We start from the raw sequence: 15,452 nt of genomic DNA, 5'->3' as shown, positions 1-15,452 counted from the left end.
CGTCCGGATAGAGATGAGTTGAATAGCCGTAGCGTGGGATTAATGACAAATGTCTGTTGTTCACTTCTCACAACAACCGTGATGCCCGTCCGCTGCGCCGTTGGGCATTGTTGTAATATTCGGATGCTTGCTGCACGGAGCGATGGCGGGATTGCTCCATGGCCTCGGGCAGCGGAATGCCGCGATTGGCCGCTTCCGTCAGATAGCCGGCACGCAGACCATGTGCTGAGAATGCTTGCGGATCAAGTCCAGCCAGTTTGGCGCGTTGTTTGACAATGGCATTAATCGCGCTTGGTTCCAGGGCGCGCACCGAGACATTGCCCCAGCGATCAATCTTGCGAAACACGCTGCCCTTGGCAATGTTTGCTGCTTTAAGCCAGGCTCTGAGCGCTTCAACCGGAGCGCCAGTCAGATAAACCAGAGCGTCCTGATCCGCGGAGCTGATTTTGGTGCGGCCAAGATGAATAGCCAGTGAGGGAAGGGGAGGGCCATCATTCGTTGCGATTGGTTCTTGTTCAATGAGTTGGCTAACGCGCAATCCGGCAATTTCGCTCCGGCGGCGACCACCAGAGGCAAAGGCTACCATCAATATGGCCCGATCACGCAGGGCACGCAGATCGTTACCGCGACAGGTCGCTAGCATTTTCGTTAAAATGTCAGCGGTGATGGCATTGGCACTCTTGCGTACTCGTGGCTGATTGATCGCTCGTACCGCAAGTCGGATTGCAGATTTCAGGGAAGCGGTAGCAAATGAACCCGCAAGGCCACGCCAGCGGGTGAGGGTGGACCAGTTGGCCAGTCGACGACGCACGGTTGATGGCGCATGCGGGCCTGCGACACGCAAAACTCCCTGCTGTCGCAATTCCATTTCGACATGTGCAGGCATGCCATGGTCGGGATCGATCTCACGGTGTTCGGGATGCCCCAAATGATGGGCGACAAATTTAAGCAATAATGTTTCTGGTGCTGGCCAGGGGAGGGCTTGTCCCGTTGCAGCGCCGGCCCACGCTTCCAAATAAGCCAGATCTGAAGTCAGAGCGCGCAGGCTGTTGTCGCCCATGCCGTGCTTGGCGAGATGGCGTAGCGTTTCAACGTCTTGATCGGTTAGCAGCTCTGCCAATCGATCACGGCGGTCCATGGGCAGGATCGCGGCCAGAGTGTCGAGTTGTTCTGTGCGTTTCTTGATATCAGAAGAGGCAGGTTTTAGGGTGCTCATCAATCGACAGTCCGGTTTCCAGATTAAATCGCAAGCAGGGTAAGATCATCCTCGTTAACAAAGATCCGGTGCCCTCGTACAATTCTGTTTACTTACCAAGTCTATGGTGACCGTCCCCGCTCTAGCTAATGAACAAATTGACGAGCCACGACAAATAATGTGCACGCCATCCTTCAAACTCACGCCAAGGGAAAACTGCTCGTATGTTATTCAAGCCTCTTAGAACGGAGGATTTCAACCTTTTTCGAATGAGAGGTCAGGCGTTAAAGGGTGTAGTCACAAGTTGATCCCTCCAAAAGTCATTACTCGTTTAGATGGGAATCACAAGCCTGTGTCCTCAGGAGCGACAATTATTAATTACAGGTATCACTTTCTACGTTCTCCGAACGGGTAGTCCGCTTTCTATCCCGAGTTGGACATTCAGTCCGAAAAGCCAAACGGCCGCTTCTAGAATCCGAAGCGTCGGCATTCGGCACTGGGCTATCTCAGCTCGATGGAATTTGAAAACAAGGTGGGATCAGCCTAATTGGGTGTCCGAAAAAACCGGCAGCAGGCCTAAGAACTTAATCTTATGACAAAGTCCTATTTTGCCATGGTCTAAGTTCAAAGGTTCGCGTGGTTCGTTTGTGCACTTGAACAAAACAATACTGTAGATATTTAATCTTCAAGTCAGAGATAATCTCTTATTTGATGTTCTACAGTCTGAGCTGCGGATAGCAAATGCAAATCCTGACCTGGCAGCGCTGATAACAGCAGCCCGACTGGCATCCCCGCCGCACCGAGACCGCAAGGGATCGAGATGCCGCACCAATCCAGAAAATTACCGATCAAAGTGTTGCGCAAGGTTTTGGCATTGGTTTGCACGAACAAATCGTCATCACCGAGCAGTGGTTCTATTTTTGCTGCAACATGCGGTAAAGTCGGCGAGACGAGCAATTCTCCCGGCAAAATCATCGCATTAAATTCTGCAATTAGTGCCTCACGCGCACTTAAAATATCCAGGTAATCGCCAAGCGACGTGTTCTCACCAAGTCGGGTACGGGCGACCACTCGTGGATCCATCTGGTCGGCTTGTTTGCCTGCCAGACGATGGCGATGCAGCGCAAAAGCTTCTGCTGTAACCAGTGGCCCGTATTTCAACATTAAGGCAAAGATTGTATCAAAAACAGGGAATTTCTGACGTCGAATTGTAACACCGGCTTTTTGCAAACGCTCGAGCGCGGCCTCAAAGGCGGTAATCACCTCCGGCTCTGCATCGTCAAAGAAGATCGTTTCCGGCACCACCAAACGCAGTTGTTTGACGTTGCTATGTGGCAGGCTGGCGCCGTTTACGCCACGCATCGCCGCATCAATCCAGATCGCATCTTGCACGGTCCGGCATAAAGGCCCAAGAGAATCGAGGCTTTTCGCCAGCGGAAAGACACCTTGCATCGCATAGCGTCCGCGCGTGGCTTTATAACCGACAATTCCGTTAAACGCTGCGGGAATACGCACCGATCCGCCGGTATCAGTGCCGATTGAGACCGGCACTAAACCGCTAGCCACAGCTACCGCGGAGCCGGATGAAGAACCACCAGGCAATCGACCGCCATCTTGAGATACGGGATTAAGAGGCGTGCCGTAATGCGGATTGATGCCAAGGCCCGAGAAGGCAAATTCACTCATATTTACACAACCGACACTGACCATTCCAGCAAGAGTCAGTGCTTGCACAACTTGCGCATCGCTTGAAGCAGGTGCTTCACTGGCTAAAACAATTGAGCCCGCCGTAGTCACCCGACCTTCAAAATCAAACAGGTCTTTCCACGCAACCGGAATTCCGTCGAGAACGCCAAGGGAGCGTCCCTCGCGCAAACGCTTGGAAGAAGCCGCCGCTTCACACATAGCGCGCTCGGAAGTCGTATGCACAAAAATAGCTTGATCAGGGTGATTGTGGATCGCATCCAACACTTCTTCTGTCAGTGCCTGCGGATCCAATGCACCACTTTGCAGCAGGACTGAAAGCTGCCCGATCGATTTTCCAGTATGCGGATAGACCAAATTTTATCCCCCGTCGTTTGATTATTTTGCCCGAGGCCTGATCCAACTGTCGCGCCTCAGCAACAGGCTGAACTTTGCCTAGGCGCTGCCGGTTTTACAGCGCCTCGCATTGGGCAACATCTAGATCCCGTCTGTCGCAATAATTGCATCTGCAATCGTTGCAATACTCACATTGGTTTGCATCGCTTTATCCCGAAGTCTCTTATAGGCCTCTTCCTCCGAGATATTGCGTGTTTGCGACAGAACAGCGACTGCCTTTTCAATCTTGCGTCGCGCTTTCAAAGTCTCATCCAGCGATTTTATCCGCTGTTTTAGGCGGTTTTCATGATTTGCCAGTCCAATGGCTGTGGTGAGTGCCGCCAAAATGCCGAAGATGCGGATTGGCTTTGAGATCACCCCATGCACATTCATCCGTTGCAGTTCCGCCAGAATTTCCGGAGTTTCGAAAGAAATAATGGCAATTCTTGCAATAGATTCACTCGTTGCCATCCATGTCAGCGATTTTTCATTATGGATCCGGTTGATCACAAAGAACACTACGTCAACATAGTCTGGCAAGCTTTCCGGCGCTGGCCACACACTCTCCACCTGACAGCCCACCCGTTTCAGATGGGCCAGGAACATTTCACGTTCCTGATCATCGGGATGAATGACAAGAATTCGTATGCGCCGTAGCTGGCGCAACAAGCTGCCATTCTCGAGCGGCAGACGTTCGCTCATCGAGTAACACGATTATTCAAGGAGCGGTCATAAGAAATCAGATAAGGATCAGGCCGCACCACAGCTGCACTACGCCAGACCACCTCAAAGTGCCCGTCACTGTTCGATTTTCCGACATGCGGCCGCAATGCAAAATGGTTCGTATCCATATCAACAAACATATCCCCACCTGGCCCCTTGAATACCGCCCCTGACAAAGCCGCTAATATAGCATCTGTTTCGAGACTACCACTTTGGCGTACCGCATCTGCGAATAAATGCACAAGTGCATAACAGGCTTCGCTGTAGACACTGGGAACACAGTCCTGCCCATAACGTTTTTGGAAAGTCGCAACAAATTGAGCATTTTGCGGTGTCTCCAAAGACCCAAAATAGGGCAATGCCGATATATGCCCCGAACGGGCTTCCGGCTTCATCCGTGCCAGTTCTGTTTCTGTTGTCGTCAAGGAGGCGATTGCCAAGTGTTTTTGCCCATCAGTCAGATGAACCCCGGCATTATATAAGGTAATACTATCTTCACCGACGACAGTGGAAACGATAGTATCAGCCCCCTTTTCAGCCAGACGTTTCAGAGCCGCATCAAAACGTGCAGGGTTTGTGCCAAACGGGAAATACAGCTCCTCCACCACTGTGCCACCGCTTTCAGCAACAAACTCGCTAACGATCCGGTTAACTTCGCGGGCATAGAGCGTATCAGAACCAACCAAGGCAATCTGCGTGCCATAATGAGCAAAGATATATTCCAATAGCGGAACAACCACTTGGTTGGGTACAGCGCCACCATAAATTACATTAGGTGAGTATTCGAAGCCCTCATAAACCGACGGATAAAATAAAATCCCGTTAAAACGCTCAATGATCGGCAATACGGCCTTACGGCTTGCCGACAGGCAGCATCCAAAAATTGCGTTGACCTGATGTTTTAACATCAAGTCGGTTGCCAGTGCTGCATAATGCTGGTCATCCCCTTCGGGATTAAGAATGATCGGCTCCACCAGTTTTCCATCAATGCCACCATTGGCATTGATGGCCTCACAAGCGATGACAATCCCTTTGATATGCGCATTTTCTGTAACCGACATCGGCCCGGTCTGAGAAAACAGCACGCCAATTTTGATCGTTTCCTGCCCCATAACCTCTATTGAACCCGTCTCAGATGATTGTCGACCCAACGGGCAGTAGATAATAGTTCTTCGTCCTTCCCGGGCTTGCCCATTAGCATGAGCCCGATTGGCAGACCCGAGGCTGCATCAGTTGCGACTGGCAATGTAATACAAGGTAGTCCGGACAGATTTCCGATCCAGCAAAACCATGTCATGCTATCCTGTGTTGTCACTTTTCGTCCGCTAAACTCTTGCCACTCATCGCCAATTTTAGGAGCAACAACCGGCAGTGTCGGCAGCACTAGCGCATCCCATTGGGCAGAATTTTCTAATAGGTAATGTTGAAAATGTGCCCGCAGACGTTGCGCTCTCAACAAATCAACGCTTTGCAACAGGTTTCCTGCTTCAAGATGCGCCAGTGTCATCGGGCTATATTTTTGCGGGCTTTCTTGCATGGTTTGCTGATGGTAGGATGATGCCTCAGAGTGTAGAATTGCTTCCCATGCTGAAAAATAGCTGTCTATATTGTCCAGCTCTCTCTCCATCACCACAGAATTGGAACGAGATAAAGCACCATTGATGGCAACATCGACCAATGCAGAACGTTCAAGAAACGCGCCTGAGAGATTAAGGAGGCGCGGCTGATCACTCTTTATCACGCCTTGAAAATTTAATGATTGTCGGGTTGTGAGATCATGAGAATCCATGCCAAAAAAATATGGCAACAGAAGTTCAATATCATCAAGTGATGTAGCCAGCGGTCCGGGTGTGTCTAGTGACCAGCTTAATGGTAAAATGCCGTGACGTGAAGCTCTGCCATAACTTGGTTTATAGCCATAGATTCCGCAAGCTGCAGCCGGAATACGCACAGATCCGCCAGTGTCACTGCCTAAAGCTGCGGCGACAATCCCGCAAGCCACAGCCACAGCCGAGCCACCGCTACTGCCGCCGGTGATATGACTGATGTTATGTGGATTGCGTGTCATACCAAAACTGGAAACGGTGTTTGTCGCCCCATAGGCCCATTCATGCATGTTGGTTTTACCAAAGATCACGACTCCCGCTTTGCGCAGATTGGCAATGATTGTCGCGTCGGTATTTTCCGGCTCGCTGGGCAAAGCATGCGAGCAGGCAGTCGTCGGGAAATCACGGGTCAAGTAATTATCTTTCACCGCAATCGGTATTCCGTCCAAAACACTGAGCGTTTGACCTGTCTGCCGCCTTTTATCCGCGGCTGTCGCCTGTGCTAAAATCACTGCACGATCAAGCGTTACAAACGCATTGAGTTGCTGGTGCTGTTCAGCGCGATCAAGTGCCTTTTCCGCCAGCGAGCATGCCGTTTCAGTACCATCAGCCAGTAACCCGATCTGAGTCGTGAGACCTAGGTTATTGTTTTTCATCGAAAGCCTCCGGTATGTACACATGCGCAGGCTCATAGACCAGCTTCACAGGAAATTTATTCAATCCATCGCGAATACGCTTTAATGTCTTTGCGATATGCCTGTTCTGTTCTTCAGTAAACTGTATGCCCGTGTTCATTTTAGACACCCAACAGTTCTTGCTGCAGCTGTTTATCTGCACGCAAACTATCGCGATCCGTTTCAAGCCGGATTGCACCTTTTTCCATCACATACGCACGTTTGGCGATCGACAGACAAAAATCGAGATCTTGTTCTGCAACCAGAATAGCGATCCCTCTCTCGCGATTGATCCGCTTCAACACGCCAGCCATTTCATCGATGATGGAAGGCTGCACACCTTCCGTAGGCTCATCCAGTAACAGAATGCGTGGTTTAATAGCCAAGGCCCGTGAAAGAGCCAGAATCTGTTGCTGTCCTCCCGAAAGCCCGCCGGCAAGATCATCCAGTTTCTGCTTGAGAATAGGGAAGTCTTCCAGAGATTCCTCAATGGCTTGTTTTCCGCTGTGACCGTTGGTTTCCGCGGCAACAGCGATGTTTTCTGCCACTGTCATCCGAGCAAAAACAAACCGCCCTTGTGGTACATAGCCGAGCCCCATTTTCGCTCTTTTAGCCGGTGTGGCTCCTGCAGCCTTTCCATCGATTTCAACATGCCCGCCCATGGCAGGAATGAGCGCAGTTGCAAACCGCATTAATGTTGATTTACCAACCCCGTTTCGCCCAAGCAGAGCAACGATTTCACCACTTTTTACTTCTAGCGAGACGTCACGGATGATCACGGTTTTGCCGTATCCGCCTGAAGCATTGACAATTTTAAACATGTGCGCGCCTCCCGAGATAGATATCCAGCACCCGATCATCCGCACGTAGCGTGTCAATGTCGCCTTCCGCAAAGACCTTACCCTGATGCAAGACGGTTACATGACCCTCCAGCGTTCGGATAAATTCCATGTCATGCTCCACGACAATTACCGTGGTGTGTTTGGCTAAGATTCTGACCAGTGCGGACAATTCCCGCGTTTCTTCATTGGTCATACCGGCCGCAGGTTCATCCAACAGTACAACACGTGGTGCCAGACACAGCACCATGCCGATATCCAGCCATTGTTGCTGGCCATGCGATAAAGCCGAAGCCTGCACATTAGCCTGATGATCCAATCCAAGCATGGCCAGAATTGCGCCGCTGACCTGCACTGCCTGCTCGGCATCTCTGCGGCGGGCAAAAGCGGCAATCCACAAATTATCTAAAACGGTCATCTCGCCGAAAACCTGTGGCTTCTGGTTTTTAACCCCCATGCCTTTGCGAACACGTTCATAAATTTGAAGTTGTGTAATATCATCGCCGCCAAGCGCGATCACACCGCTCTCAGGGCGATACATACCAACGCAGGTTTTGAGAAACGAACTTTTGCCGGCACCATTGGGCCCGATCACAGCATAAGGGCGACCAGGTTCGTACTGCTGTGACACTTTGTTGACCGGGATAACCCCGCCAAATCGTTTAAACAAATCTGTAGTGATCAGATTTTTTGCAGCGCCGCTTTGCTTGGCAGCATCGATCAGAATATTCTCAAGAACGTTCGGATCGATTGAAACCATACCGGCATTCCGTGCTGCCGCATTGGCATCAGGCAGTGTTTTTTTCCACAGATTCGAGAAGGCTCCTAGAATGCCGTTTTTCAAGAACAGCACCAGAAGGATTAACACAACACCTAGAATGAGTGTGGTTTGTCCACCAACTGATCCGCTGCCAAGCCAAAATGATAAACCGCCAATAGTCAGCGCACCAACAAACGGGCCAGCTAATGTTCCCAAGCCGCCAACCAGTACATAAATTGGTACAAGCAGCGCTTCCTGCACAGAAAAAATTGATGGGCTCAGATAGTTTGCCCAAGCGCCGAACATTGCACCGGCCAGTCCCGCAATAGCACCAGCAAAAGCAAACAACGCTACCTGATACTTACGAATATCATAGCCTAAAAGCTCGGTCTTGAGGGCATCGATACGGATGCAGTCAATAATTCGACCAAAAGTGCTGCGCATCAAAAAGCGTGTCAGATAATATACGATCGCCGATATAATCACCACCGTTACAAAGACGGCGGTAGGATCAAGGGTCTCTGCCTGTTCACCAAAGCCAAGTACAAAGCCCGGAATATTCGACAAGCCATTATCACCACCGATAGAGGCATTACCCAGCTTGAGTTTGAATGACTGGCTGACTGACCAGAGCAATAATGTAAGTGTGTAAGACAGGATCGTGCTTTGTAACGGCCCCATTCTGGCAAAGAATATAATAGAGCCGAGCAATGCGGCTGCTAGTGCGCCGAATAGAGCGCCAAACGGCAAGCTCCATATTAGGCTATTTCCTGTCACCGGAGCGAGATTGAGGGCAACAACACTGCCAAAATAACCCCCCAAGCCGTAAAAAGCTGTTTGCCCGAGGCTGAGTAAACCACCTCTCCCCCATACGATATCAAGGCTCAGACCAAGCAGGCCGAAGATGATCCATGAGGTTGCGACATAGGCCAGATAAGGATCAACCAATCCAGCAACACTGAGTGTGGCGATGACCCCAATGGCAGGAAATAAAAGCCCCGCAGAGCGATAAAGATTTTCTGAAAAATTCATTGGTTTCACTCACATTTTTCGTCGCCACTTGGCTGAAATTCCAAGCGGATAAAGCCAGAGCAACAAAGCGGTGGTTAAAAAGAAGAAAATATCACCAGCAACAGAGGTCATGAAACTGGCTGCCACGGATGCCCCGCCGCCAAGCCCCAGAGCAGTCAGCGCACTGCCGGCCAGTGTGACTGGTCCCGCAACAACCACAGTCAGAAACGCTTTGATTACAAAGGCAAAACCCATGGATGGGGTAGCCGGAACGATCGGCAGCAAAACAGCACCGGCAAATCCAGCAAGCCCGCAACCAATAGCAAATGTCAGCGTATTGACCCGACCGGATTCAATGCCGATCGCTTGCGCCATTTCAGGCTCCTGAATAGCGGCTCTTGCCTTCATTCCATAGACCGTTCGGGTCATCAGGAAGTAGACAAACAGCCCCATGCAGAGCGCCACCCCGATCATCAGAAGCGGATAGCCAGCAAGGCTGTATTGGCCGATTTTCAGACTGAACTGCGGCATCCCGATACCGGGTGTCACTGTGCCAAAAATCAGCACCGCCACCTGATATAACACCATGCTAAGCCCCCATGTTGCCAGCATGGTATCGAAGATACGGCCATATAGGCGGCGGATAATCAAAACCTCGACAATCGCACCAATCAGCATTGTCACGGCTACAGCAAGAGGTATAGCCAGAAGATACGGCACGCCCAATTGTGTTGCGGTAAGCGCTGAATAGCCACCGATCATCAAAAACTCACCATGCGCCAGATTGATCACGCCCATTAGTCCGAAGACGACAGCCAGCCCAATTGTCGCAATTAGTAGTATGGATGCACTTGATAGTGAGGACAGTAGCACTGTCGCGAAATAGTCAGCTTCCATTCAAAACTCCTCAGGTGCGCGCCCTTGCAGGGCGCGCACTATGACTGGTTATTTACCTTCAGGGCTGAAATGTTCAGCGAGTGTTGGATTGGTGATCAGGTCGCACTTCTCATTCTCATAACTTGGCGCAACATCTGTAAATGTCTCAATAATATTGAAACCGTGTTTATCATCGCCCTCAGCGATATAGATGTTTTGACGCAGATGATGTGAGCCCGGCTCAAGTCTCACCGTGCCATTTGGAGCCTCTAGCGACAGTCCACTCTCAAGTGCTGCAATTACTGCATCGGACTCTGCCGTTTCAGCTTTTCTGACGGCTGCAGCCCAAAGCTGAACCGCATTCCACGCATCAACAGCTTCAGAAATAATCGGCGTATCATTGCCGTATTTTGCGGTCCATGATTTAACAAATTCAGCATTGATAGGATTGTCGACAGCCATGAAATAACCCTGACTGGCTATCAGTCCCTTGCCAGCTTCGGGAGAGACCACGACCTGCTGATTACCGGAGCCATAATTTGTTGATACAACCCCTATCTTATCTTTTAGACCTGCTGCAGCAAACTGCTCCAAAAATCCGGTCTGATTGGCTCCAACTGGAAGCGCTACAACGAAGTCAGGATTTGTGGACTGAATTTTCTGAATAGTTGGCGAGTAATCGGTTATCGTCAGCGCTAGGAAATCTTCGCCGACAACTTCCGCTCCCAGCTCTTTGGCGTATTCATGAATCCAATGAGCAGAAATGGTACCAAAATTATAATCTGGTGCCATAATATAAATTTTCTTGCCATATTTTTTCACTGCCCAGTCAATCAGAACGGAAAGCTGCTGCGATGCAGAAGATCCGGTAACGAAAGTCTGCTTATCGCAGGCTCCACCTTCATACAGGGATGGATAGAAATATGGGATATTGGCCTTACGCACCACCGGACGGATTGCTTCACGGGCGGAACTGGTCAACCCGCCAAACATTGCATTGACGCGGTCACGCATAACCGCAGTATTGGCATATTGGGTAAACTTGCTTTGCTCGGACTGCGCGTCATAGGAAACGACAGAAACCGGCTGTCCAAGCAAACCGCCCTTGCTGTTGATGTCCTCAACCGCCAGCTGTAGTGCTTGGTTTTGTTGAATACCATAAATATTTAACCCACCGGTCAGGTCAAAAATCGAGGCGATTTTTGTTTGCGCTAGTGCCGGATAGGCAAAAAGCGAGGCGAATGCGGCAAAGCCGATAATTGTGGAATGTGTTTTCATTGGAGATGTCCCCGTTATCATTAGAAAGGGCTGAACATCTCGAATTGGCGCCATACGCCAAAATAAAAAATAGCGATAAGTCCAGAACAAGTGTTCAGCAACTTCGCTTAATTTTTCAGGTGCCACTATGCACCTTCTTAATTAGCTAGAATTTTTTCGTTCTGTCAAGATATTATGATATTAATGTCACTGGAACATTATCATTCTGAATAACCTAAACACTGTTAAAGGGTCTGCCGTAAATTTATCTTAGGTTGAATGCGGCCTTATTGTTGGACGCAGGTATGCTGCAAGTTCCGCAAAGACTTGGAATGGCGGCGGCTTTGGTTAATGATCATGGGTGAGGGGACCCAGAACGACCGCTCGTTCCGTCCGTGCCGCGCCGGCAAGCTTACGGTCAAGTGTCGCCAGCGGCATATTTTCAGTCAGGGCTAGCGCCAGATACGCGGCATCGTAAGCGCTGAGCTGGTGGCGCCGCGCAACCCGAATAACTTCTGAATCCTCACTGCGGGCGACAAGACGCAGTGGCAAAGCGCGAAAACGTGTCAGAGCCGTGTAGACCATGTCCTCCCCAATTCGCCCGCGTTTTTCGGCACTCAACAAGATACTGCGAATCTCATGTTGCAGAAGTTCCGGGGCAACTGCGTCTTCGTCTGCAAGTTGGTTCATCATCTCTGTGGCGAATGGATGGTCTTCATCAGGCAGCAGCCAGGCGCCGGCAATCGAAGCGTCGACGATAAAAGCCATCAGTACCGGCGTCCTTCTTCAATCCACGAACGGATTTCTTCCTGGGTCACGGGTTGCGCCTGGGCCCGGAAGGCGCGTACAGCTTCAATCGCAGCCAGACGCTGACGTCGTTCATCAAGCGCGACGAGGCGCGCGATGGGGGTGTTGCCACGCGAAATGATTACCTCTTCGCCAGCCTCGACCCGCGCCAGCAAGTCAGACAAATGGGTTTTGGCTTCGCCCACTTTTACGGATACAGTCATGGCCAGATCCTCCGGCTGTTGGTCAGATGGCATTACTCATCGGTTGTTCTGGCCTGTTGTAGCGGCCTTTTTCAGGTTGGTCAATATATTGGTCAATTCACCTCCGATAAACGCTACTTATCGAATGTTATATACCCATCCCACGAGCATCTCTAGTGCTGGACATTAAATAAGCGCTGGCGTCCGTTTAACAGTTCATTTACTATAAATTCAATGCGTTATGATCCCGACCAATTGCCTCTCCAGGCTTTGTTGCAGCCACTGGCGCGCGCCAGTGCGGCTGTGGCGCGTCTCGATGAGCGGATTGTTCATTCACCTGTTGGCAAAGGGCTCATTGAACGTTTGCATTTTGTCGATGCCTGCGCGTCGCTGTGGCTCGACGGCGAACTGGTCGAGATGGAAGATCTGGTCCTGCATGAAGCGGCGCGCGATATCCGTTCCCCCAGTCATGCTCTGACCATTGCCCGCGACGTGCTGCAGACCCGAAGGCGCATTGCAGCGCAGGAACCTGGATGGGCGTTGAGCCCGAACGGTTTGCGCAGTCTGCGGCAGGCGTGGCCTGCACCATCTTTTGCTGATGATGGCATCGTCGCAGACAATGAAAGTGCGGCGGTGCAAGATGCGGCGGGCGGCCGGCCGGATTGGAGCGGGGCGGGGAGACAAAATCGTTTGGTTGACAAGCTCGACCTGCCTGACATCGATCTCGACGCCATTGACGCGGTGCTAGCACGCTCCGACGACGTGCTGGCAAGGGTGAAGCAGCCACAACGGGTGTCAAAGCCGGAAACAGACCCGCTGATCCGCGATCCCGACTGGGATGAGGACGAGCGGCTCGACGAATGGCAAACCGTGTTGCGAAAAGTCGGCGATCTGCCGCCGGTATTGCAGGCAATCGTGGCGCTCGATGCCTGGAACGAGCTTGGCGTTTTGCAGCGGGCCCCGTGGCTGGGTCGTTTGCTGGCGGCCTCGTTGCTCCGGCGTGACGGGCTGACCACGAAGGCGCATCTGCTGGCCTTCAATACGGGCCTGAAAACCATCCGAGTCGAACGGCGGCGGCATCGCAATTTTGAAACCCGGCTCATGGCCTCTCTCGACGGGTTGATCGCCGGTGTCGAGCTCGGGTTTAAAGAACACGACCGGCTGCTGCTGGCGCGGCAGATGCTGGAGCGGCGCCTTGCCGGCCGCCGCGCCTCGTCAAAACTGCCCGGTCTCATCGAGTTGGTGTTGGCCCGGCCTCTGGTTTCGGCCGGCATGATCGCTAGCGAACTCGACATCACGCCGCGCGCCGCCCTTCGCCTTGTCGAAGAACTCAGCTTGCGCGAGCTGACCGGCAGGGGGCGGTTTCGCGCATGGGGTATACTTTGACTTTTGAGAACCAGCATTGAAATCTGATTATAGTCACGACGTGCCGCCTGGACGACGTGAACACCTATAGAAGAGACGAGCGATGGCATCGAAGACGACATTGAATGCAAAAAACCTCGAGGCACTTGGCGCGGAACGTCTGGCTGAACTGCTGATTGAAATCAGCACCGGCAATGCCAATCACAAGCGCCGTCTTCGCATGGAGCTTGTTGGCAATGCGAGCGGAGTGGAACTGGCGCGGGAAGTCCGCAAGCGTCAGGGCAGTATTGCGCGTGCAAAAAGCTGGATCGACTGGCAAAAGGTAAAATCAGTCAAAGCGGATCTGGAAGCGCAGCGTAAAACGATCGCAGAAAAAATAGCGCCGAATGATCCGGATGAAGCCTTTGAGCTGATCTGGCAATTTCTCTCGTTGGCAGATTCAATCTTCGAACGATCGCATGATGGCAGTGGTGCACTGGCTGAAAGTTTTCATGCAGCATGTGAAGATGCCGGGCGTATTGCGACGATGGCAAAGATTCCGACGGATCGTCTGGTTGAGAAGGTTTTTGCAGTGCTTCAGGATAATGGCTACGGTCAGTATGACAGCCTGATTGATGCAATGGCTCCAGTTCTCGGGGCGACAGGCCTTCGAAAGCTTCAGAAGGCCTTTGAGAACCGGGCTAAGAAACCAGAGCCGAAGATCGCCACGGCAGACAAGCTGGTCGTTGGCCGGAGCATGAATGGGCCGGTTTATAGAGGGGAGTCTGATGCATCTGGCCGGTCGATCACGGCGAAAGTTGCGCTTCAGAAAATTGCCGATGCGCTTGGAGACGTCGATCTTTATATCGCGCAACAGTCGGAGAAATCAAAAACGTTTGCAACCGTGGCGACCGAAATAGCCAGGCGGCTATTGTCGGCGGACCGCGCTGAAGAAGCCATCGAGGCACTTGATAAAACAGAAGGCGAGGGCCGTCGGGACGTTTCTTCGCGCTGGCAGGCAGTGCGCGCTGAAGCGCTGGAAGCCCTCGGACGTTCACAAGAGGCGCAACAGTTTCGCTGGCACGGTTTTGAGCAGACGCTCAATGGCGACTTGTTGCGCGCATATCTGAAGCAGCTTCCGGATTTTGATGATATTGAAGCCGAAGAAAAGGCATTCGCTTTTGTTCAGAACTTTCCTGACGCGAACCGGGCTCTTTATTTTCTCATTCAGTATCCGTCGCTCAGTGAAGCGTCAAAACTTGTGCTCAGTCGAGCGGCGGAGATGGATGGAGACCATTATGAGCTGATGTCTGTGGCGGCAGAACAACTCGCTGAAAAGTCTCCTCTGGCCGCCACAATCCTGCTGCGTGCGATGATCAACTTCACACTCGATGGTGCGCGTTCCAGCCGATACAAGCATGCAGCGCGCCATTTGCTGGAATGTGGAGCGCTTGCTCGTACTATAACGGATTATGGTGCAGTTGTTTCTCACGAGGGCTACATCGCAGGCCTTCGAAAGATCCACGGACGCAAACACGGCTTCTGGTCACTGGTGGATCGGTGAGGCGGACCGGCCACGGCAGTCAAAACCAGTTTTAAATCTTATTGGTCGTCAACTATTTAATTGAATGCTGACAGCATTTGGCAGCCACACATTCCTGTGTCCGCTGCTGAAACTGCATCAAGGGCCAAAGCGTCTGCCGGACACAGACGGAATTTGCAAATAATTGCGGCGGTGCGTGATGGAGTTTTCTCTCATCAACGCCATCACCTGTCTTCTGGGGTCTCCAATATTAGCAAGTCAGCCGAAAAATCTAAATTGAACAAATTCCAAATCTGCCCGTTATCTGACAATGAAAGCAATGCAGGGAAATTTGCT

13 protein-coding genes are annotated in these 15,452 nt (G+C 51.5%); 2 read left to right on the top strand and 11 right to left on the bottom strand.

Going from position 1 to position 15,452, the window contains the following annotated elements; genetic code table 11:
• Positions 1-67 precede the first annotated feature (67 nt).
• From OPR82_RS18300 to OPR82_RS18250, 11 genes are all read right to left on the bottom strand, one after another.
• Positions 68-1,216 (bottom strand): site-specific integrase, encoded by a 1,149-nt coding sequence (locus OPR82_RS18300; protein ID WP_265986348.1) that lies wholly within the window; start codon positions 1,214-1,216, stop codon positions 68-70.
• A 669-nt stretch (positions 1,217-1,885) separates the two neighbouring features.
• Complete coding sequence (locus OPR82_RS18295; RefSeq protein WP_265986346.1) at positions 1,886-3,256, bottom strand: amidase; 1,371 nt, start codon at positions 3,254-3,256, stop codon at positions 1,886-1,888.
• Between the two features lie 120 nt (positions 3,257-3,376).
• Positions 3,377-3,976: an ANTAR domain-containing response regulator gene (locus tag OPR82_RS18290; RefSeq protein ID WP_265986345.1), complete on the bottom strand. Its 600-nt coding sequence runs from the start codon at positions 3,974-3,976 to the stop codon at positions 3,377-3,379.
• Positions 3,973-5,109 carry a transporter substrate-binding domain-containing protein gene (locus tag OPR82_RS18285; RefSeq protein WP_265986343.1) on the bottom strand — a complete coding sequence of 379 codons (1,137 nt, stop codon included), beginning with the start codon at positions 5,107-5,109 and terminating at the stop codon, positions 3,973-3,975. The genes OPR82_RS18290 and OPR82_RS18285 overlap by 4 nt, the downstream gene beginning before the upstream one ends.
• A 5-nt stretch (positions 5,110-5,114) precedes the next feature.
• Entirely contained in the window at positions 5,115-6,479 is a 1,365-nt protein-coding gene (locus tag OPR82_RS18280) for an amidase (protein ID WP_265986341.1), read from the bottom strand.
• 140 nt (positions 6,480-6,619) lie between these two features.
• Positions 6,620-7,318, bottom strand: coding sequence for an ABC transporter ATP-binding protein (locus tag OPR82_RS18275; RefSeq protein WP_265986340.1), 699 nt, complete (start codon positions 7,316-7,318; stop codon positions 6,620-6,622).
• Positions 7,311-9,128 (bottom strand): ABC transporter permease subunit, encoded by a 1,818-nt coding sequence (locus tag OPR82_RS18270; protein ID WP_265986338.1) that lies wholly within the window; start codon positions 9,126-9,128, stop codon positions 7,311-7,313. Before OPR82_RS18270 ends, OPR82_RS18275 begins: the two co-directional genes overlap by 8 nt.
• Before the next feature lie 9 nt (positions 9,129-9,137).
• Complete coding sequence (locus OPR82_RS18265; protein WP_265986337.1) at positions 9,138-10,004, bottom strand: ABC transporter permease subunit; 867 nt, start codon at positions 10,002-10,004, stop codon at positions 9,138-9,140.
• 48 nt (positions 10,005-10,052) lie between these two features.
• Positions 10,053-11,387: an urea ABC transporter substrate-binding protein gene (locus OPR82_RS18260; RefSeq protein ID WP_265986336.1), complete on the bottom strand. Its 1,335-nt coding sequence runs from the start codon at positions 11,385-11,387 to the stop codon at positions 10,053-10,055.
• Between the two features lie 201 nt (positions 11,388-11,588).
• Positions 11,589-12,008, bottom strand: a complete 420-nt coding sequence (locus OPR82_RS18255; protein ID WP_265986334.1) for a type II toxin-antitoxin system VapC family toxin — start codon at positions 12,006-12,008, stop codon at positions 11,589-11,591.
• Entirely contained in the window at positions 12,008-12,250 is a 243-nt protein-coding gene (locus OPR82_RS18250; protein ID WP_265986331.1) for a type II toxin-antitoxin system Phd/YefM family antitoxin, read from the bottom strand. The genes OPR82_RS18255 and OPR82_RS18250 overlap by 1 nt, the downstream gene beginning before the upstream one ends.
• Before the next feature lie 204 nt (positions 12,251-12,454).
• On the opposite strand from OPR82_RS18250, the gene OPR82_RS18245 reads away from it, so the two are divergent.
• Positions 12,455-13,615, top strand: a complete 1,161-nt coding sequence (locus OPR82_RS18245) for an RHE_PE00001 family protein (RefSeq protein WP_265986391.1) — start codon at positions 12,455-12,457, stop codon at positions 13,613-13,615.
• An 82-nt stretch (positions 13,616-13,697) separates the two neighbouring features.
• Positions 13,698-15,137 carry a DUF6880 family protein gene (locus tag OPR82_RS18240; RefSeq protein ID WP_265986330.1) on the top strand — a complete coding sequence of 480 codons (1,440 nt, stop codon included), beginning with the start codon at positions 13,698-13,700 and terminating at the stop codon, positions 15,135-15,137.
• Positions 15,138-15,452 lie beyond the last annotated feature (315 nt).

Source organism: Ochrobactrum chromiisoli (assembly GCF_026241335.1).
Taxonomy (GTDB): domain Bacteria; phylum Pseudomonadota; class Alphaproteobacteria; order Rhizobiales; family Rhizobiaceae; genus Brucella; species Brucella chromiisoli.
This window is presented reverse-complemented; position numbering and strand designations above follow the sequence as displayed.